Source organism: Lacrimispora brassicae (assembly GCF_054772055.1).
Genome location: NZ_BRYH01000008.1, coordinates 118,659 through 138,942 on the forward strand (window position 1 = coordinate 118,659; position 20,284 = coordinate 138,942).

General features: G+C 45.5%; 17 protein-coding genes, 1 tRNA gene and 1 pseudogene. 17 read left to right on the forward strand and 2 right to left on the reverse strand.

What is annotated here, in order from left to right; genetic code table 11:
- Positions 1–22: 22 nt before the first annotated feature.
- On the reverse strand, positions 23–718 hold the full coding sequence (locus tag ACYVD3_RS05330; RefSeq protein WP_460641475.1) for a TIGR01906 family membrane protein: 696 nt from the start codon (positions 716–718) through the stop codon (positions 23–25).
- Positions 719–738: 20 nt separating this feature from the next.
- A complete protein-coding gene (locus tag ACYVD3_RS05335; RefSeq protein ID WP_460641476.1) occupies positions 739–1,389 on the reverse strand; it encodes a trimeric intracellular cation channel family protein in 651 nt (216 codons plus the stop codon).
- A 276-nt stretch (positions 1,390–1,665) separates the two neighbouring features.
- Between ACYVD3_RS05335 and ACYVD3_RS05340 the strand changes: the two genes are divergently transcribed.
- The 17 genes and pseudogenes from ACYVD3_RS05340 to ACYVD3_RS05420 all read left to right on the forward strand — a co-directional run bounded on the left by ACYVD3_RS05340 (position 1,666) and on the right by ACYVD3_RS05420 (position 20,144).
- A complete protein-coding gene (locus ACYVD3_RS05340) occupies positions 1,666–3,024 on the forward strand; it encodes a citrate/2-methylcitrate synthase (RefSeq protein WP_460641477.1) in 1,359 nt (452 codons plus the stop codon).
- Positions 3,025–3,208: 184 nt separating this feature from the next.
- A pseudogene (selD, locus tag ACYVD3_RS05345) lies at positions 3,209–4,216 on the forward strand (selenide, water dikinase SelD); the annotation flags it as partial.
- 211 nt (positions 4,217–4,427) lie between these two features.
- Positions 4,428–4,521 (forward strand) — tRNA-Sec (locus tag ACYVD3_RS05350).
- Between the two features lie 76 nt (positions 4,522–4,597).
- Positions 4,598–6,472, forward strand: coding sequence for a selenocysteine-specific translation elongation factor (gene selB / locus ACYVD3_RS05355; RefSeq protein WP_460641478.1), 1,875 nt, complete (start codon positions 4,598–4,600; stop codon positions 6,470–6,472).
- 13 nt (positions 6,473–6,485) lie between these two features.
- Entirely contained in the window at positions 6,486–7,427 is a 942-nt protein-coding gene (gene trxB, locus ACYVD3_RS05360) for a thioredoxin-disulfide reductase (RefSeq protein WP_460641479.1), read from the forward strand.
- Position 7,428: 1 nt separating this feature from the next.
- Positions 7,429–7,761 (forward strand): thioredoxin TrxA, encoded by a 333-nt coding sequence (gene trxA / locus ACYVD3_RS05365; protein ID WP_460641480.1) that lies wholly within the window; start codon positions 7,429–7,431, stop codon positions 7,759–7,761.
- Positions 7,762–7,879: 118 nt separating this feature from the next.
- The gene (gene grdA, locus ACYVD3_RS05370) at positions 7,880–8,344 is read left to right on the forward strand and encodes a glycine/sarcosine/betaine reductase complex selenoprotein A (RefSeq protein WP_460641481.1); all 465 of its coding nucleotides are present in this window, start codon (positions 7,880–7,882) and stop codon (positions 8,342–8,344) included.
- Between the two features lie 209 nt (positions 8,345–8,553).
- Complete coding sequence (gene grdC / locus ACYVD3_RS05375; protein WP_460641482.1) at positions 8,554–10,092, forward strand: glycine/sarcosine/betaine reductase complex component C subunit beta; 1,539 nt, start codon at positions 8,554–8,556, stop codon at positions 10,090–10,092.
- Between the two features lie 4 nt (positions 10,093–10,096).
- The gene (grdD, locus tag ACYVD3_RS05380; protein WP_460641483.1) at positions 10,097–11,257 is read left to right on the forward strand and encodes a glycine/sarcosine/betaine reductase complex component C subunit alpha; all 1,161 of its coding nucleotides are present in this window, start codon (positions 10,097–10,099) and stop codon (positions 11,255–11,257) included.
- 54 nt (positions 11,258–11,311) lie between these two features.
- On the forward strand, positions 11,312–12,697 hold the full coding sequence (gene selA, locus ACYVD3_RS05385) for an L-seryl-tRNA(Sec) selenium transferase (protein ID WP_460641484.1): 1,386 nt from the start codon (positions 11,312–11,314) through the stop codon (positions 12,695–12,697).
- Between the two features lie 25 nt (positions 12,698–12,722).
- Positions 12,723–14,048, forward strand: coding sequence for a glycine/sarcosine/betaine reductase component B subunit (locus tag ACYVD3_RS05390; RefSeq protein WP_460641485.1), 1,326 nt, complete (start codon positions 12,723–12,725; stop codon positions 14,046–14,048).
- 13 nt (positions 14,049–14,061) lie between these two features.
- Positions 14,062–15,381 (forward strand): betaine reductase selenoprotein B, encoded by a 1,320-nt coding sequence (grdH, locus tag ACYVD3_RS05395; protein WP_460641486.1) that lies wholly within the window; start codon positions 14,062–14,064, stop codon positions 15,379–15,381.
- Between the two features lie 225 nt (positions 15,382–15,606).
- Positions 15,607–17,082, forward strand: coding sequence for a glycine betaine uptake BCCT transporter (locus ACYVD3_RS05400; protein WP_460641487.1), 1,476 nt, complete (start codon positions 15,607–15,609; stop codon positions 17,080–17,082).
- Positions 17,083–17,287: 205 nt separating this feature from the next.
- Positions 17,288–18,193 carry a selenium metabolism-associated LysR family transcriptional regulator gene (locus ACYVD3_RS05405; protein WP_460641488.1) on the forward strand — a complete coding sequence of 302 codons (906 nt, stop codon included), beginning with the start codon at positions 17,288–17,290 and terminating at the stop codon, positions 18,191–18,193.
- 73 nt (positions 18,194–18,266) lie between these two features.
- Positions 18,267–18,965: a GntR family transcriptional regulator gene (locus ACYVD3_RS05410; protein ID WP_460641489.1), complete on the forward strand. Its 699-nt coding sequence runs from the start codon at positions 18,267–18,269 to the stop codon at positions 18,963–18,965.
- 58 nt (positions 18,966–19,023) lie between these two features.
- Complete coding sequence (locus ACYVD3_RS05415; protein ID WP_460641490.1) at positions 19,024–19,581, forward strand: DUF3841 domain-containing protein; 558 nt, start codon at positions 19,024–19,026, stop codon at positions 19,579–19,581.
- Positions 19,557–20,144, forward strand: coding sequence for a DUF3841 domain-containing protein (locus ACYVD3_RS05420; RefSeq protein WP_460641491.1), 588 nt, complete (start codon positions 19,557–19,559; stop codon positions 20,142–20,144). Before ACYVD3_RS05415 ends, ACYVD3_RS05420 begins: the two co-directional genes overlap by 25 nt.
- The last annotated feature ends 140 nt before the right edge of the window (positions 20,145–20,284 follow it).

The following is a 20,284-nucleotide window of genomic DNA, read 5'->3' on the forward strand; positions in this document are numbered from 1 at the left end:
AGACGGTTTACATGCTTTTGGCTCAGAGTTGTTTTCTTTTAGCCTTGCCCATAAGAAAAAGACAGGCAGCGAAGATGAGCAGGATGGAGAAAAGGTAGATAGAACCGATGAGAAAAACCGTGTCCCTAAAAAAGCCTTCCGGAACGATGTTAATCAGCATATCTGTGGAAGGATCCAGCATCCATAAGTCATTTTTGAAGAAGATATGGTGGAACAGGATAAAATACCTGGTAAAGTCTGTGGAAATTATAAAAGCTATGACAGCAGCCAGGAAAAAAAAGATCCCGGTTCCCGCGCACACGGCCTTTGGAAAGGTACTCTTAAAGCTGGTTCTTAATAAAAGCAGGATCATAAGGCATAAAGCCATGACCATGAGACAGCCTCTGCGTATGGAAAGGGCGCCCAGAAACAATCCCCGGACATCCTCCATATGGGCGATTTCCCTGGCATTGAAAAATTCCCGTTTCACGCCCCCCATGGTGGTTTCCACGTGGAGATCATCTCTCGTTCCACGGAGATAGGACATCATTTCACCCGTAACATCAAGAAGATCCTCCATTTTCATTGAGACGGATTCGGTCACGTTATATTTGGCATATTCTTTTTCAAAGTATCCCGGCACCCAGTAAACGGCTGCCTCCACGGAGGTAAATAAAAGCACGGTCATGAGACAGAGGGAAAAAATGATTCCGGCAGTATATTGAAGCAAACGGTTCATAGGAGTCCTCCTTGAGGAAATTATTTTTTTGTTGCGGTAGGCAGATTCCAGCAAAAACGGGTGGCCAGCAGACGGATCAAAACCACGGAACAGGCGCCGGCCAGCATGGCGATATTGCCGTTTATGCAGTTCATAAGCTTTGCATAAAGGATTGCGCCTGCAATAGAAGCACAGGCATAAATGTGTTTTCTAAGGACATAAGGAGTTTGTCCGGCCATAATGTCCCGCAGAATGCCGCCTCCTACCCCGGTGATGACGCCTAAAAAGATAATGAGAAAATCATAATCCCCATAGCCGGAAAGCACCGCCGTATCGATTCCCACTACGGTAAAAGCACCAAGGCCAATGGCATCAAATATGTTCATGACCTTTTCATAGGTTTCTATGGAACGTCCGGCCAGGATCTTCTGGTTCATCCTTACGATGATAAATAGAAGCATAACCGTTATAAAAGCCAGCAATACATAAATGGGGTCCTTAAAAAGGGCAGGAGGTACATTTCCTATGATAATATCCCTTAACATACCGCCTCCCACGGCGGTGGTGACGCCAAGAACAATAACACCAAGAAGATCCAGCCGTTTTTTAATGGCAACCATGGCCCCGGAAGAGGCAAAAGCAATGGTTCCGATGGCTTCTACAAAGAAAAACAGGGAAAGATCTATTTTCATGAACAACCTCCGATAGATTCCCATAAGGGAAATTAAAGCAAGTATAAGTTTTGGAGGGACATTTGTCAATATATCCTGGAGTCATAAACGGCAGCATGATCAGTATGCTTAAAATTTACTTGCTTTTTTAAATAAAATTATATATTATATTGAAAAGTTCAAAAATGAATCTTTACATAATTCTGTAATAAAAGGAAAGGGGTTGACGCAGGCATAGGGAGCCAATGGGAGGAAAGCAGTGAAACTTGACGACCTGATTTGAGAAAGAGGTGTTGCATGATGAACCAGAAAGAATTTATGAAAAATGTGGAAGAGTGGTCCGATATCTGTTTAAATGATGAAAGGATCGACCTGGAAGCATATGACAGGTTTGAGGTAAAGCGGGGACTTAGGGACAAAAGCGGAAACGGTGTTGTGGCAGGCTTAACCAAGGTGTCGAAGATTTTATCAAACAAGGTCGTAGACGGGGAAAAGGTCCCATGTGAAGGCCAGTTGTTTTACCGGGGATATAACATTCATGACCTGGTAAACGGTGTTGTGGGAGAAGCTCGTTTTGGTTTTGAGGAAATTGCCTATCTCCTTCTTTTTGGAGATCTGCCGGACGAGAGTCAGTTGCAGCACTTTACCGAGACCCTGGGCTACAGCCGGACTCTGCCTACCAATTTTGTCAGAGATGTGGTCATGAAAGCGCCCAGCCAGGATATGATGTCCTGCCTTGCCAGAAGTATCCTGACTCTGGCCTCTTACGATGATAAGGCCAGCGACATATCTGTTCCCAATGTGCTCCGTCAGAGCCTGATGCTCATCAGCGTCATGCCTATGCTGGCGGTTTATGGATATCACTCGTTCAATCACTATGAAAGAGGGGAAAGCATGTACATTCACAGGCCGGATGAGAAGCTGTCTACGGCTGAGAATATCTTACGGCTTTTAAGGCCGGATATGAACTATTCCATGGTGGAAGCCCATGTTCTTGACCTGGCCCTCATCCTTCATATGGAGCATGGAGGCGGAAACAACTCCACCTTTACGACCCATGTGGTCACTTCCTCCGGTACGGACACATACAGCGTGATTGCGGCTGCTCTCGCATCTTTAAAGGGGCCGAAGCATGGCGGCGCCAACATTAAGGTAGTGGAAATGATGGATGACTTAAGAAAGGAAGTCCAGGACTTAAAGGATGAAGAGGAAGTAGAGAATTACTTAAGAAAGCTTCTCCATAAGGAAGCATTTGACAGGAAAGGCCTTATTTACGGTATGGGACATGCAGTTTATTCCAAATCCGATCCCCGTGCAGAAGTATTCAAAGGCTTTGTGAAACAATTGTCAGAGGAAAAAGGCCGTATAGATGACTTTAATCTTTATTCCATGATCGAGCGCCTGGCGCCCCAGGTGATCGCAGATGAAAGAAAGATTTACAAGGGCGTAAGCGCCAACGTGGACTTTTACAGCGGTTTTGTGTACAGCATGCTGGACATCCCCAATGAATTGTTCACCCCTATCTTTGCCATTGCAAGAATCGTGGGATGGAGCGCCCACCGGATCGAAGAGCTGATCAACATGGACAAGATCATCCGTCCGGCTTACATCAGTGTAATGCAGGAAGAAGATTATAAGCCCCTGGGAGACAGATAGAAACAGGGGAGATAAGAAACATCCGGACCTGCTTTGGCTGGAAATACCCGGTTAAAAAGGGATCTGCCCGGGAAGGGGCGGGAAACCGGCATAAAATTACAAATATTATCAGTTTTCAGAAAGGCGGTACTTCAATATGGAGCAGAAAGGATTGCTCACGAAATTCGTTTCAGGAGGAGGGTGAGCGGCTAAATTAGGGCCGGGAGCTCTTTCAAATATTATCGGCGATCTGCCGAAGCTGTCAGATCCGGCATTGATCGTTGGCTTTGATACGGCGGATGATGCCTGTGTTTATCAGATCAGTGAGGATATGGCAATCATACAGACGGCGGACTTTTTTCCGCCCATGGTGGATGATCCTTATTTATTCGGAAAAATTGCGGCTGCCAACGCCTTTTCAGATGTCTATGCAATGGGCGGGGTGCCCAAGTTAGCCTTAAACCTTCTTTGCGTAAACCCCTGTCTGGGAGATGAGGTGGTAAAAGAAATCCTGCGGGGAGGATCGGATCAGGCCATAAAGGCTGGGTGCATCATAACCGGAGGACATACCATTGAGGACAAGGTTCCCAAATACGGATTAAGCGTTACGGGATTCGTCCATCCGGGAAAGGTACGGAAGAATGTGGGAGCAAAACCCGGTGATGTGCTGGTTCTGACCAAGCCTATTGGTTCAGGGATCCTCTTAACTGCCTTGAAAGCGGAATTTATTGAACCAAAGGACTGTGAGGTCATGTTTGAGAGCATGGCTGCATTGAATCAGGAGGCAGGAGCCGCCATGGAAGGTCTTTCCGTCCATGCATGCACCGATATTACGGGCTTTGGCCTTTTAGGGCATCTATATGAAATGGCAGCAGGCAGTGAAGTTACTATATCTGTTTTTGCAGATGAACTGCCCCTGTTTCCTTTGGCAGAGGAAATGGCACTTACCGGCCTGGTTCCTGTCGGTGCTTACCGGAATTTTGATTATATCAAACCCTTTGTTAAAATTATGCCAGATGTAAACCAGGCATTGATTGATATTGCTTCTGACGCACAAACCTCAGGAGGCCTGTGCATTGCCCTGCCGGAAGAAGAGGCGGACATCCTAATAAAGAGGCTTAAGGATGCCGGGGTCATGGGATATAGAATAGGGGTGGCCAAGGCGGAGTCTGATAAAAAAATTGAATTGATGAATATACAAAAACACAAGTGATTTTAAGCTTGTGTTTTTTTGATGTTTAAAAATATACTAAAAATGTTTTTGATATTCCTTATTTTATAAGTTTTTACCTATAAAAGTTTTTGACTTATAAAAAAATGGAATAAAGGCTGTCGAAGATATAAAAAACACTTTCTTGATATGGATAGGAAAAATGGTATAATGTAAAAGTGGATTGTAGACAATCTACAATTTAATACTTCAAGGAAGCAGACAGGTAACTGGTGTGCCTACCGGTCTTCAAAACCGTGTTGCGGCTAATGGTCGTGGGTGGGTTCGATTCCCATATGCTTCCGCCAAAAATAATTTCCATTAACATAAATTGCGGCCATATTGTTAAAAAAATATCAATACGTGGATCTGGGTGAGGAAAGAATGGACAGCATAATTATAGGAACGGCAGGACATATCGATCATGGGAAAACGGCATTGGTAAAAGCCCTTACAGGTCATGATACGGACACCCTGGCCGAGGAAAAGAAAAGAGGGATTTCCATTAATCTTGGATTTACCGGATTTCAGCTTCCTAACGGGCGCACTCTTGGCATTGTGGACGTTCCGGGGCATGAAAAGTTTATTAAGAACATGCTGGCCGGAGCCACAGGCATTGATGCCGCTCTCATCATTATTGCGGCCAATGAGGGGATCATGCCCCAGACCAGGGAACATATGGACATTCTCAGTTACCTGGGGATACAAAAATATTTGATCGTGCTCACGAAAATTGACCTGGTAGATGAGGAATTTAAGGAACTGGTGATCGATGATATCCAGTCGTTTATAAAAGGAACCTTTTTGGAGGGGACAAAGATCGTTGAGGTGGATTCTGTCAGCAGAAAGGGTTTTGACGGATTGATCAGGGAGCTTGAGATCCTGACTTCCCATATCCGGGAGCGGAGTTTCACGAAAAAACCCCGGATGAACATAGACCGGGTTTTTTCCGTAAAAGGATACGGGACCGTAGTCACCGGGACCCTGATGGAAGGGATTTTAAAGGCTGAGGATGAACTGGTGGTCTATCCTCAGGGGATCCTGACCAAGGTAAGAAATCTGCAGGTCCATGAACATAACGTGGAATCTGCATATGCCGGACAGAGGACGGCCATCAACCTATCTAACATTGCGGTGGATGAATTAAAGAGAGGAAACACGGTTGCAACAAAGGACGGCGTGTACGTAACGGACAGGATTGATGTCAGGTTTTCCATTGTAAAGACGACAAAGCTTGAAATGGGCAGGTTTTATAAGTTAAAGCTTTATGTGGGGGCAGCGGAGGAAGTGGCCAGGTTTGTTCCCATCACCCATAAAAAGGTAAAGGCAGGGGATGAGGGATATGCCCAGATTCTTCTGGATCATGAAATATCCGTTTTAAAAGGCGACCGTCTTGTGCTCAGAACCATTTCTCCGGTGACCACCATCGGGGGAGGGGTCATCATAGATCCCAAAGCCGGGAAATATAAAAATAATCCTGAGGAACGGCTTAAGTCCCTTCAGATGAAGGATTCGGCATCTTCCAAAGAGATCATGGAAGAATATATTAAAAACAATCCGTTTTCCACCTTTGAACAAATAGCCGCCTTTTTAAATAAGGATATTCAGGAAGACGAGCTGAAGGAGCTTGAAGGAGATGGAACTGTTTTATTCATAGAAAAGCAGTACATACATGCAGAGTATCTGATGCATTACAGGTATATGGTGGAAGACATCTTAAGGGATTATCATAAGAAAAACAGGCTTCGGCGGGGGATTCCAAAGGCGGAACTGCTGGAAAAACTGGATCTGTCCCATAAGAAACAATGTGAATCCATGCTGAAATATCTGGCTGGAAAGAACCTGGTGAGGCTGGAGCAGAACCTGGTTTCCGGCTTTGATTTTGAGCCTGCCCTTACGGAAGAGCAAAAGAAAGTGATGGATGGACTGGCTGAAAAGATCATGGAAAGCGGCTACACACTTGTGACGGCCTCAGAGCTGACGGAAAATGCCAGGGAAAAGCAGCAGGTGCTTGAATTCATGCTGCAAGGAGGCTACATGATCCTTCCCGGACAGTATATTCTGGCAGAAGACCAGTATAAAAAGGCCAGGGAAACGGCAAAAAGGCTCTTTCAGGAAATGGGTGTGTTAAAGCTTCCGGATTTCAGGGATTCCATCGGAACCAGCCGGAAGTTTGCCTTAATGCTTCTGGAACGGTTTGATCAGGAGAAGTTCACCAGACGCCAGGGAGATGACAGGATATTAAATACTAAAAAATAAATGGAGGTGCGCCTTGAAGATTTACGATGTCGTAATAATAGGTGGAGGGCCTGCCGGCTTGTCCGCAGGTCTTTATGCAGGAAGAGCAAGATTGAATGCGCTGCTGATCGAGAAGGAAAAGGATGGAGGACAGATCGTCATTACTTCTGAAATCGAGAATTATCCGGGATGTCTTCCCGAGGAATCAGGCAGTTCCCTGGTGCAGAGGATGACAAGGCAGGTAGAGAAATTTGGAATTGACCGAACATCTGACTGCATTCAGGAAGTGGACTTTTCAGGAAATATCAAGATATTAAAAGGAAAAGAAAATGAATATCATGCCAAAACTGTGATCATTGCCACAGGAGCCTTTCCAAAGCCCATCGGCTGTCCCGGGGAAAGGGCATTGATCGGAAAAGGGGTATCTTACTGTGCCACCTGCGATGGAAACTTCTTCGAGGATTTTGATATTTATGTGGTGGGCGGGGGAGATACAGCCGTTGAAGAGGCCCTCTACTTAACAAAATTTGGCCGGAAGGTGACCATCATCCATCGACGGGATGAGCTTCGGGCCGCAAAATCCATTCAGGAAAAGGCATTTGAAAATCCGAAAATCGATTTCATGTGGGATTCTGTGGTAAAAGAGATAAACGGAGACGGAATGGTCCAGAGCATGTCCGTGGAGAATGTGAGGACAGGAGAAGTGACGGAAGTTGTTGCCGATGAGGATGACGGTACTTTCGGGATCTTCGGATTTATCGGATACCTGCCCCAGTCAAAATGTTTTGAAGGCATTTTGGACATGGAATACGGGTATATCAAAACAAATGAAAATATGGAAACAAACATACCAGGAGTTTTTGCCGCCGGGGATATCAGGATTAAGAGCTTAAGACAGGTTGTTACCGCATGTGCAGATGGAGCCATCGCAGCCGTTATGGCTGAGAAATATATAGAAAATAATGGAGGAGATTAGGATGTTAGTTGTAGATAAGGATACCTTTGTACCAGAAGTGCTGGAAGCGGAAGGAGTTGTATTTGTAGACTTTTTCGGAGACGGGTGTGAGCCATGCAAGGCTCTGCTTCCTCATGTTGAGAAATTTGCCGAGGAGTACAGTGATAAGATCAAATTCACAAAGCTGAATACCACAAAGGCCAGAAGGCTTGCCATATCCCAGAAGATTCTGGGGCTTCCGGTCATGGCCATCTATAAAGGAGGGGAAAAGGTGGAAGAACTGGTAAAAGACGATGCAACCCCTGACAGAATCGAAGAAATGATAAAGAAATATGCATTGTCCGCACCAACTTAAGTTTTTTTGTAAAACCATTTGGAACATAGCGTGGAACATATGATGTTTTCAGTCTGCAAAGCGGAGCAATCTGCCTTGGGGACACACGTTATAATATATGAAAAAAGGAGGTAATAAGATGCTGAAAGACAAAAAGGTCATCATTATCGGTGACAGAGACGGCATTCCCGGTCCGGCCATTGAACAGTGTATCAAAACAGCCGGTGCGGAAGTAGTATTTTCGTCAACAGAATGCTTTGTCTGAACGGCTGCGGGTGCTATGGACCTGGAGAATCAAAAGAGGGTAAAATCTTTGGCGGAACAGTACGGCCCTGAAAACATTATCGTTGTTTTAGGAGCCGCAGAAGGTGAGGCTGCCGGCCTTGCCGCTGAAACTGTTACGGCAGGAGACCCTACTTATGCAGGACCATTGGCAGGAGTCCAGTTGGGACTAAAAGTATACCATGCTTGTGAGCCGGAAATCAAAAGTGAAGTGGACAGCGATGTCTATGACGAGCAAATCAGTATGATGGAGATGGTATTGGATGTTGATGATATCCGAAAAGAAATGTCAACAATAAGGGACGAGCATTGTAAATATTAACATTCATCCCTTCACAGATCAATTCTTGTGAAATGGTGACCCAGTTTTTCCGTTTGAATAAAAATGGTATATTGGCACCGCATTTTGCAGGAATTGATTTATTATTAGGACCTGATATAAGGTGCAGGGGTGAAAACATTTTTCAACCTTGAATTTGAAAATCAAATGAACAGGGTTTCCTGTCAATTTGATTCAGTAGGAGGCAAAATATGTACAGCGTCTTAAAAGGGGCAAGCTACATCCTTGCCCATACGCCGGATATGGTAATTCATAATGGCACAACCCAGACGACCCAGAGAACCATTGATCCGAATTCGGAATATTTAAAAAATCTGGATAAAAGTCTGCGTTCTTATGAAGAGTGTAAGGCATATCTGCCGAACCAGACTTACATAGGAAATGTTACGCCTGATGAACTGGCCGGTTATGCGCAGCCATGGTTTCAGCAGAAATCCGATTACGATCAGAGAGAAGGCAGGTTTGGAGAAATCATGCCGGAAGATGAATTCATCGGCCTGATCGCAATCTGCGATGTATTTGATCTTGTAAAACTGGAAGTTCAGTTTGCTGATTCCGTGAAGAAAAAATTAGAATCTCACAGCCTTATTGATCCATTGCTTTTAAAACCCTTAGAAAAAAGCTTTGAATTATCAGAAATTAACCGTTTGATCACAGAGGAACACGGGGAGCCCTTGTATTACCAGGGTACCATTGTGGGCTGTATCAAGGCGGCACATGATATTGACGATACCCTTTCGGCCCACGTCATTTTTGAAAATCTCGTTTCAAAAGCTTCCTGCGTTTTATCGCTGCTGCATTTAATCCATAAGAATGATATCAAAAAAGAAGAAATTGAATATGTGATCGAGTGTTCGGAAGAAGCCTGCGGTGATATGAACCAGAGAGGCGGAGGAAACTTTGCAAAAGCAGCGGCTGAGATCGCAGGTTTAACCAATGCCACAGGCTCTGATGTAAGAGGCTTCTGTGCCGGCCCGGCCCATTCCCTGATCCACGGGGCGGCCCTGGTAAAGGCAGGGATCTTTAAGAATGTGATCGTTACGGCTGGAGGGTCTACCGCAAAGCTTGGGATGAATGGAAAGGATCACGTAAACAAAGGGATGCCCCTGCTGGAGGACTGTGTAGCCGGCTTTGCCGTGCTCATCAGTGCCAATGACGGCATCAGCCCGGAGATCAATACGGATATCGTGGGCAGGCATATGGTGGGGACCGGGTCTTCCCCTCAGAATGTCATTTCTTCCCTGACGGCAGCGGCTCTTGAAAAAGCAGGGCTGAAGCTGACGGACATTGATAAGTATTCTGTGGAAATGCAGAATCCGGATATTACGAAACCTGCAGGAGCCGGCAACGTGCCGGAGGCAAATTATAAGATGATAGGGGCTCTTGCCGCCATGCGGAAAGAGATCGAAAAATCCCAGTTGGCAGATTTCGTGTCAAAGCACGGCATGGTAGGCTGGGCGCCCACTCAGGGGCATATCCCTTCCGGAGTTCCTTACCTGGGATTTGCCAGACAGGAGCTGATGGATAAGAAAATCACCAGAGCCATGTTTATTGGAAAGGGAAGCCTGTTCCTTGGAAGAATGACCAATCTCTTTGACGGGGTGTCCTTTGTCCTGCAGCAGAACAGCGGCGCAGGCCAGGAGGAAACCGTGTCCGAGGAAAGGATCAAAAAGCTGATTGCAGCATCCTTAAAGGACTTTGCCAGGCATCTTCAGGAAGACGAGGGGTGATGGTATGCAGGAAGGTAAGATGAAACGCATAATTGCAGAGACCTTTTTGGATATGGCTCACATGCTTGAGACAGGCCAGTCCGGCAAAAAAATGCCCATCGCAGTTACTGCCATAGGCAGTGAGCACGGGGAAGAGGCCATTTATCAGGCAGCCTGTGCAGCGGCAAAAAAAGGGATATTTGTGAAAGTAATCGGAACCATGGCAATGGAAGGGGAAAACCTGGAGGTCATACCGGTCGCTTCGGAAGAAGAGGGCCATAAAAAGATGGATGACATGCTTAAGAACCAGGAAGCTTACGGGGCAGTAACCATGCACTATCCTTTTCCCATCGGAGTCTCTACGGTCGGCCGGGTGATTACCCCGGCAGCCGGAAAACAGATGTATATTGCATCCACAACAGGAACGTCAGCCGTGAACCGGGTGGAGAGCATGGTAAAGAATGCCATATACGGAATCATTGCGGCTAAGGCCAGCGGGGTGGAAAACCCCACCGTAGGCATTTTAAATGTGGATGGAGCCCGTCAGGCAGAGATTGCACTGCAAAAGCTTAAGAAAAATGGATATGACATCCGGTTTGCCGTTTCCCAAAGAGCGGATGGAGGCATTGTCATGAGAGGTAATGACTTACTGACAGGTTCTGCGGATGTAATGGTCATGGACTCTCTCACCGGAAATGTACTCACAAAGGTGTTTTCCGCCTATACCACAGGAGGCAGCTATGAGTCGGTTGGTTTTGGATACGGTCCGGGAATCGGCGAAGGGTTTGACAAGCTGATCCTCATTGTTTCAAGGGCATCGGGAACACCTCTGGTCACAGGGGCCATTGAATTTGCAAAAGAACTCCTTGACGGCAATTATCAGAAGGTCATGGCTGAGGAGTTTGGAAAGGCGAAGAAGGCAGGCCTTACTGAGATTCTGGAGGAACTAAAGCCCGGTAAGGCTTCAGAGCCGGCAGAGGAAGTAAAAGCGCCTCCAAAGGAAGTGGTAACAGAGGAGATCCTTGGAATTGAGATCATGGATTTAGAAGCTGCGGTTTCCTGCTTATGGGCTGCAGGTATTTATGCGGAAAGCGGAATGGGCTGTACAGGACCTGTGGTTCTCATGGCGGAACACAATCTTAAAAAGGCCAGGGAAATCCTTTCCTGCAATCAGTTTATCGGCTGACCCAGCCGGAAGACAGCTTTGAAGGTTTGAAAAACAATTTGAGAGGTTCGGAAAATGACAGATAAAAACAGTCTCATGAGACAATTGCCTAAAGTGGATGAAATGATGCGTTCCATGGCTTTAGAAGGAATCACCAATGTTCCGGCAGTTTTGGTAAAGCTTGCCTGTCAAAAGGAAATCGAGCTGGAACGGCAAAAAATTTTATCCGGAGAATCCTGTCAGCTCTCAAAGGATGATTTAATCAGACGGATCAAGGCTGAAATCCAAAGGCAGAACCAGCCCCATCTGCGAAGGGTGATCAATGGGACCGGCATTGTGCTCCATACCAATTTAGGGAGAGCAAGGCTTTCCCAGACGGTTTCGGAAAGCATGAAGGAAATCAGCGGATCCTACTCCAATCTGGAGTATCATCTGGAAACAGGGGAAAGAGGCTCCAGGTACGACCATGTGGAGCAGCTTCTTACCTTTTTGACCGGCGGGGAGGCAGCCCTTGTTGTCAACAACAATGCGGCGGCCGTGTACCTGGTGCTGAATTCCATGGCAAAGGGAAAAGAGGTCATCGTTTCAAGGGGAGAGCTGGTGGAGATAGGCGGAGCATTCCGTGTTCCTGAAATCATGACGGCCAGCGGATGCAGGCTTACAGAGGTGGGAACCACCAACAAGACCCATGAAAGAGATTATGAAGATAACATCAGTGAGAATACCGGGGCATTATTAAAGGTCCACACCAGCAATTATAAGATCATCGGCTTCACAGAGGAGGTTTCTCTGGAACAGATGAAGGCGGTGGGGGAAAGACACGGGCTTCCGGTGATATACGATCTGGGATCAGGGCTGTTGGCCGACTTAAAGGCGTATGGGATCGGTGATGAACCAACGGTCAAAGACTGTCTGGAACAAAGGGCTGATATTGTATGCTTCAGCGGTGATAAGCTCCTTGGCGGACCTCAGGCCGGTATCATAGTAGGGAAAGCCCGGTACATCAATGAGATGAAGAAAAATCATCTGCTCCGGGCGCTGCGGATCGATAAACTGACCTTGAATGCCCTGGAATTAACTCTCAGGCAGTATTTGTCCCCGGAAACGGCAATGGAGCAGATCCCTACCTTAAAAATGATCACAGAGCCTTTGGAACGTTTAAGGGAAAAAGCAGAGCATTTACATAGCCTTCTGGTGAAACAGCCGGGGGTACAGGCCCAGGTGCTGGAAACGGAAGGGCAGATCGGCGGAGGAACCATGCCGGGTGTCAATCTTCCATCTTATGCAGTAGGAATAAGCGTGGAAGGGGTATCCCCGGATATGCTGGAAAGCATGCTTAGAAATAACCCCGTTCCCATGATAGCAAGGATCTGGAAAAACAAGGTACTGCTTGATGTAAGGACCATGAGTGAGGAAGACCTTTTGGTGGCGGCGGATTTTTTTAATAAGACAGTATTTTAAGTATTAATTTGAAAGGAGATATGGAATGAAGCTGGAATTGGGAAATTTTTATGTAAAAGATATTTGCTTCGGCGATCAGACTTCTTTAAAAGACGGGCTTCTTACGGTGAATAAAGAAGAAGCTCTTGCAGTAATAAAAGAAGACGAACATATCACGGAAGCAGAACTCTATATAGTATCGCCTGGGGATCAGGTCAGGCTTGTTCCTGTAAAGGAGGCCATTGAGCCCCGTTACCGTGTGGGAGGAGGCCCGGTATTTCCGGGAGTGACCGGCGAATTGATGCAGGCCGGAAACGGAACTACCTATGCACTGAAGGATATGAGCGTTCTGGTGGTGGGAAAACACTACGGCGGTTTCCAGGATGGACTGATTGATATGGGCGGAGAAGGTGCCAAATACACCTACTTCTCACAGTTGAAAAACCTGGTTTTGGTTGCCGATTCTGATGAGGTTTTTGAGCAGAAGGAACAGCAGAAGAAGAACAGGGCCTTAAGATGGGCAGGCATGCGCCTTGCCGAATACATCGGCGCCGCAACAAAGGATTTAACGCCGGATGAGGTGGAGACTTTTGAACTGGAGCCGGTTACAAAAAGAAGCGAAGAAGTAAACAAGCTTCCAAGCGTGGTATTGGTGCTTCAGCCTCAGTCTCAGATGGAAGAAGGCGGCTATAATGACTTAAATTACGGATGGGATACCAACCGGATGCTTCCCACCTTCATGCATCCCAATGAGGTGCTTGATGGGGCAATGATCAGCGGATCCTTTATGCCATGCTCTTCCAAGTGGGCTACCTATGATTTCCAGAACCTCCCCATGATCCGCAGGCTTTATAAGGAGCATGGAAAGACCATTAATTTCCTTGGAGTGATCATGTCCAACTTAAATGTGGCCCTGGATCAGAAGGAAAGAGCTGCCTTATTCGTAGCACAGATGGCAAAGAGCCTGGGAGCGGATTCCGCCATTGTTGCGGAAGAAGGATACGGCAACCCGGATGCAGACTTTACGGCATGCATCGTTGCCCTGGAAAATGCAGGCGTTAAGACCGTAGGACTTACAAACGAGTGTACGGGAAGAGACGGCGCCAGCCAGCCGCTGGTTTCCTTAGATGAGAAAGAGGATGCCATTGTTTCCTGCGGAAACGTATCCACACTCATCAGGCTTCCAAAGATGGAAACAGTACTTGGAGAGTTAGAGGCCCTTGCAAGGGACGGAATGTCCGGAGGCTGGTCCAATGATGAGATTTTAGGGGCTTCCGTAAAAGAAGATGGTTCAATTATTATGGAAAACAACGCCATGTTCTGCGGGGACCAGGTAGTAGGCTGGTCAACCAAGAGGATGGTAGAATTCTAGAAGGAGGGACGAAATGAAAGGTATTTTATACTTAAATCAGTTTTTTGGGCAGATCGGCGGAGAAGAACTGGCTGATTTCAAACCGGAAATCAGAGAAGGCCTTGTTGGTCCGGCTATGGCACTGCAGCAGGAATTAGGCGATGATGTTGAAATCACACATACCGTCATCTGCGGCGATAACTTTATGGGTTCCAATACAGAGGAAGCGGTAGAAACCATCCTTTCCATGCTGAAGGGAAAAGAAATGGATGTGTTTTTTGCAGGACCGGCTTTCCGTGCAGGACGTTACGGGTCAGCCTGCGGTCACATCTGCAGCGCTGTTAAAAAGGAGTTGGGAGTGCCTGTTCTCACCTCTATGAACGATGAAAACCCTGGGGTTGAAATGTTCAGAAAGGACATGTACGTATTTAAAGGCGGAGCCAGCGCGGCAGCCATGAAAAAAGACGTAAAGGTCATGGCAAAGTTTGCTCTTAAGCTGTTAAAGGGAGAGAAATTACTTCCCGCAGCAGAGGAAGGTTACTTTGGAAGAGGGATCAGGGACCAGATCTGGCTGGATCCTCCGGTAACGGCGGCTGACCGTGTCATTGACATGCTTCTTAAGAAAGTTCACGGAGAGCCATATGAGACAGAGCTTGTCATTCCAAAGTCTGACCGGGTGGCAATCGCTCCGGCCATCACTCCGGAAGAACTGAGCAAGCTGGAGGTTGCCCTCATTACTTCAGGAGGAATCGTTCCCGTAGGAAATCCGGACCGCATTCAGTCAGCCTCAGCAACCAAGTGGGGTAAATATGACATTTCTGAAAAGGATGACCTTGTGAAGGGTGAGTATATGACCATTCACGCTGGTTTTGATCCGGCAGCAGCCAATAATGACTCTGACGTAATCGTTCCCTTAGATGCCATGAGAAGGTATCAGAAAGAAGGAAAGATCGGCGGAGTATACAAATACTTCTTCTCCACCGTTGGTACTGGAACGACCCAGGCCGAAGCTGCGAGAATGGGAAAAGAAATCGCAAGAGAATTGAAAAAGGATGGAATCAGAGCTGCAATTCTGACCTCCACATGAGGGACCTGTACACGTTGCGGTGCAACGATGACAAGAGAAATTGAAAGAGAAGGCATCACCATCGTTCAGATGGCGAACCTGATTCCCGTAGCTAAAACAGTTGGAGTGAACCGGCTTGTTCCCACCATATCCATTCCATATCCCCTTGGAGATCCTGCCACACCAAAGGAAGAGCAGTTTAAGCTTCGCTATCACAGAGTAGGGGTTGCTCTGGATGCATTGACAGCAGATATTAAAGAACCCCAACTCTTTAAAGTTAAAATTTAATTTCATTATAACTGAGGATTCTGTAAATGGATTCTCCGCCTGAAGGAAGACGTGCAAATGATACCTTCCCCTAAAATGCGCCAGGCCTTCAGTGCGAATCCCATGATCTGTACGTTATTCTGAATGAAAAATTTTTATGTGACAGGATAAAAAATTATCCTGTCACGTAAAAATCGGATTGCAAAAAAACAGCAAACGATTATATTTTAAAGAGGAGGGTATTACATGAAGAAGAATCAGGTTTTTTACATATCGTTTCTTATTACCATGGCAATTGTTGCATTTGGTCTGGCAGCGCCCCAGCCATTTGCAAAAGCCACATCAGCGGCAAATGATTTTCTTGTCAACAATTTTGGATGGTTCTATTTGATTTCCATGTTTGTATTTGTTGCATTTTCTTTAATTATTGCATTCAGCAAATACGGAACTATTAAACTGGGGCCGGATGATTCCGTTCCGGAATTCAGCAACCGGTCATGGTTTGCCATGCTTTTTGGTGCAGGAATGGGAATTGGGTTGGTTTTCTGGGGTGTTGCGGAACCGCTGAATCACTTTATGACATTTGGAGCAACAGAGGAAGCAGCAAACTTTGCAATGAAAAAATCCTTTATGCACTGGGGATTTCATCCCTGGGCAGCCTATGCGATCATCGGTATGGCACTGGGATATTTCCAGTTCAGGAAAAATGCTCCCGGCCTGATCAGCAGCATCTTTCTTCCCATACTGGGTGAAAAGGGAGTCAGAGGACCCATTGGAAAGCTGATCGATATTTGTGCGGTTTTTGCCACGGTAGCAGGAATCGCCACCTCTCTGGGACAGGGAACCATGCAGATCAATTCCGGGCTGAATTTTCTGTTCAATGTTCCAACAACACGCTTGGTCCAGATCGTTATCATCATTGTTTTGATGGTCATCTATACCTGGACAGCCGTAAGCGGAATTGATAAAGGCATTAAACTCCTGTCTGACATTAACCTTGTGCTGGCAATTGCAATTCTGGCCGGTGCCTTTCTTGTAGGTCCCAAGCTTCTGACCTTAAATGTTTTCACAAACTCCATCGGCAGTTATGTGAATGACTTTGTAAAGGACAGCTTTGCTATAAATCCTTTTGGGGATAAATCATGGCTGGGTTCATGGACTATTTTCTACTGGGCATGGTGGATCGCATGGGGCCCCTTTGTAGGTACGTTTATTGCCAGAATTTCAAAGGGAAGGACCATCCGGGAATTTGTTTTCGGAGTGATACTGGCTCCATCCTTAGTATCCTTTATCTGGTTCTCCGTTTTCGGAAGCCTTGGCTTAAATCTGGATAAAGGCATTATTTCAAAGGCAATTGAAACAACGGAAACCGCATTGTTTGTGGTCTTCCGCCAGTATCCTTTTGGAGGCATTTTCTCTGTCATAGCAATTTGCCTTTTAGGAACATTTTTTATCACATCGGCAAACTCAGGGATCTTTGTTTTATCCATGTTTTCTTCCAATGGCGACATGGAACCGGCCAACAGTAAAAAGATATTCTGGGGAGTGATCCAGGCTCTGCTGGCTCTGGTACTGTTAATGACAGGAGGCCTTGGAGCGCTTCAGACCTGTTCCATCGTGGCAGCGTTCCCTCTGGCAATTATCATGCTTTTATGCTGCGTGTGCCTGGCCAAGGAACTGATGAAGGAAAAACCAAAACCAAAAGCTCCTAAAAAAGAATAAAAGCTTTTTTCATTTTTGTATACTAATGGATCAAGGGGATATGCCTGCATATCCAGTAGACGCCCGGTGAAGCGGGGCGCGCTGTTCACAAACGCAAGATTGAAAGCTGTTTTTCTTTCAACCTTATAGCCTAAGGCGCCTGCACTTTGTTTTTGTCAAACAGCAGGCGCTGTCTGGCTGTGTTCTTAAGAAAGTAGAGAATCATATGGAATTTAAACAGTTAGAAGCATTTATACAGATTTCCAAGCTTCAAAGTTTTTCAAAAGCCTCCGAATCCTTATTCTTAACTCAGCCTGCATTGAGCAGTCAGATCAATGCCCTGGAAAAAGACATTGGAACCCAGTTGTTTGTCCGTTCCACAAAGAGGGTATTTCCCACCAAGGCAGGGATTGATTTTTATGAATATGCTCAGAAGATGCTGGCTATAAGGGATCAATCCCTGTATGAGATGGGCAGGTATTCCAAGGAATGCAGCGGAGAAGTCAACATTCTGGCTTCCAGTGTTCCTGCACAGTACATTTTGCCCCAATTGATTGCTGATTTCAATAAGGAGTACCCGAATATCGTCTTTCGCCTGTATCAGAAGGACAGCGGCGGAGTATTTGAAGATCTGATTAAATATCAGTATGATATCGGATTTGTAGGTACAGAGAATGAGAACTGCCGTTACATTCTGACCTCCCTGTGCAAGGACCAACTGGTTTTAATACTCCCTAAAGCTATGAGGTATGAGGGCAGTCCGGATGCGTCTGAGGTCATAAGATTTATCTCGGATAAACATTTTATTATGAGAGAACAGGGATCTGGTACCAGGGCGGAAACGGAAGCATTCTTAACCAGGTACGGTCTTTCGGAAAAAGATTTAAAAGCGGTGGCATATTTCGGCAATACCCAGGGGATTGTGGAAGCTGTTTCTCAGGGAATGGGCATTTCCTTTGTATCAAAAACAGCAGCAAAGATTTATACCCGGCTGGATCTGATCAATGTTGTGGAAATCCCATCGGAGCTGTTAAGCAGGAATATCTTTTATGTGCAGAAAAAAGATATGATATTGACACCTGCCCAGGAGTTATTTGTTAATTACGCAAAGAATTGTTATCAGAATATTTAATTGTCGTATGATTTGTCTTCCATCTATAGTATAATATTCTGTTAGAAAGAGTTTATATTGAAAGGTGGATATCATGGTAATTGATTCTTACGATAAATTAAGCCATATGATTACATATTCAAAGGCAAATCTAAGTGAAATTGTAGTTTCCTACGTGAAAAATAAGATCCTCACAGGGGAATTAAAAAGCGGAGACCGGTTAGTGGAAACAGATATGTCGGAAGAGCTGCAGATCAGCAGGGCGCCCATAAGAGAAGCTCTAAGAGAGCTTCATATGCGGGGGATCCTGTCCTTTTCTCCTAAAAAAGGCAGCCAGATCCTTGAAATGAATTATGAAGACATTGCGGAGATTTTTTCCATCCGGATTCCCCTTGAAATGCAGGTTCTTTCCATAATTTTTGAAAAATCCATGTTGCAGGAACAGGACCTGGATTATCTGGAGACTTTAAATGACAGCATGATAAAGCCGGAACATGACAGCGCCGTTGATGACATGGAAAAGACCTTTGTTTTAAATACCAATGACCTGGCTTTTCATGATTTTTTCTGGAAAAAGTCAGGGAGTTTCCGAAGGGCTGAAATATTAGAAAATCAGTATTACCAATTACTGATAGCCATGAATAAGGACCTTTCCACCTTAGGCTCCAAGAAAGAAAAATATGATGAGCATAAAGCCATTATTGAAGCGTGCCGTACAGGATCTCTCGAAAAAACCTTATCCGCGTTTCAAGCCCACATGGACTCCTATTTAAAAGCCATTACAACGCTTTAAAAGCAAACGTAATTTGTCTTTGACTCTTAAAGATCAACGGATCGGAAGGAGGAAAAATTTGACTGAGAAAGTAAAAGTGTGGACAAAGCAACATGAAAATATACGAAATGACCTGGATCAAAATGGAAGGTATCTTGTAAAAAAAGAGTATATCGTCAATAAGATGGAAGAGCATGCAGGTATATATCTGGATACTTACAACTGGCTGTATCATTCCGCATCTAAGTTCATGGAAATACCAAAGGATGCAAAATATCCCATATGGGTATCTGTTACAGAAGAATCAAAAATACAAAACAGCGAAGGAAATGTGCTTCTGGAAATTCTGGTGGATCCTGAGAAACTGTTTATTATGGACCTGGACAAGTGGGGGTATATCGTGAATTATATGTATATCCCAAAAGACCCGGAGGATGCCGGGGAGCATGAGGCGCTTTTAAAAAGATACGGCATTGATGACAGCGCGGCATACATGTCCCCTTTTTATCCCAACGTGAAAAATAAGATCAGAAAAAGCTGGGACAGGCTTTTTGATGTAGAGATCGAACTGAGCCCTGCCAGGGTGGGGATCATCTGGGAGGTGAAAAAAGAGTGGATTGTAAAGATGGATGCATAGAGCTTTATACGGTTCAATTAAATGAGATTTCGGATTCCATAAAAGATGGCCATTGCCATTATGTAAAGATGAAATACATTGAGGATAAATATAGAGAAGTGAAAGGTGTTTTTTTAAATGCCTACCGTTGGTATGTCCGGCAGGCGGCCTGCCTGGTTGAAAAGCCGGAACAGGCGGAATCTGCCGTATGGACCTTTGTCAATGACAAATATGCGGAATGGCATCCCGGATATACGGTGATGAAGCTTAAGGTGCCGGTGGATGAGGCCGTATTTTTCCGGATGTCCGACTGGAATAAAGTATTGAATCTAAGATACATTGGCAGGACAAAGGAAGAGGAAGATCAATATTCCCAGAAGCTTGAGAAATACGGGATAAAGTATGAAGGGGATGTTTATGAAACCGCTTTTTACCCTCATTTAAAAGGAGAGCTGGTGGCAAGCTGGGCCAATCTGTTCCGTTTTGACTGTGAGATTAAACATGGAGGTTTCCCGGAATTTGAAGATATGCAGGCAGGGCTTTGGTGTATAAAAAAAGAGTGGGTGGCCGGGGAAAGCAGGTGACCCGAAAGCATCATTCATTTTTGAATTTATTATTTCAGCAACGTTGGCATTTCTAAGGGAATGGTACAAGAATGCAAAATCCATGCCTGTAAAAGAAACTGTTGAATTACTTCGACCACTGGTTGACGATACCTTGTTTA

Bases quoted from the DNA above. Each gene is read 5' to 3' on its own strand.
- grdC (WP_460641482.1), top strand. From the start codon at position 8,554: ATGTACAGCGTCTTAAAAGGGGCAAGCTACATCCTTGCCCATACGCCG.
- ACYVD3_RS05340 (WP_460641477.1), top strand. From the start codon at position 1,666: ATGATGAACCAGAAAGAATTTATGAAAAATGTGGAAGAGTGGTCCGAT.
- selA (WP_460641484.1), top strand. From the start codon at position 11,312: ATGACAGATAAAAACAGTCTCATGAGACAATTGCCTAAAGTGGATGAA.
- selB (WP_460641478.1), top strand. From the start codon at position 4,598: ATGGACAGCATAATTATAGGAACGGCAGGACATATCGATCATGGGAAA.
- trxA (WP_460641480.1), top strand. From the start codon at position 7,429: ATGTTAGTTGTAGATAAGGATACCTTTGTACCAGAAGTGCTGGAAGCG.
- ACYVD3_RS05410 (WP_460641489.1), top strand. From the start codon at position 18,267: ATGGTAATTGATTCTTACGATAAATTAAGCCATATGATTACATATTCA.
- ACYVD3_RS05405 (WP_460641488.1), top strand. From the start codon at position 17,288: ATGGAATTTAAACAGTTAGAAGCATTTATACAGATTTCCAAGCTTCAA.
- ACYVD3_RS05400 (WP_460641487.1), top strand. From the start codon at position 15,607: ATGAAGAAGAATCAGGTTTTTTACATATCGTTTCTTATTACCATGGCA.
- ACYVD3_RS05330 (WP_460641475.1), bottom strand. From the start codon at position 718: ATGAACCGTTTGCTTCAATATACTGCCGGAATCATTTTTTCCCTCTGT.
- ACYVD3_RS05335 (WP_460641476.1), bottom strand. From the start codon at position 1,389: ATGAAAATAGATCTTTCCCTGTTTTTCTTTGTAGAAGCCATCGGAACC.
- ACYVD3_RS05390 (WP_460641485.1), top strand. From the start codon at position 12,723: ATGAAGCTGGAATTGGGAAATTTTTATGTAAAAGATATTTGCTTCGGC.
- grdD (WP_460641483.1), top strand. From the start codon at position 10,097: ATGCAGGAAGGTAAGATGAAACGCATAATTGCAGAGACCTTTTTGGAT.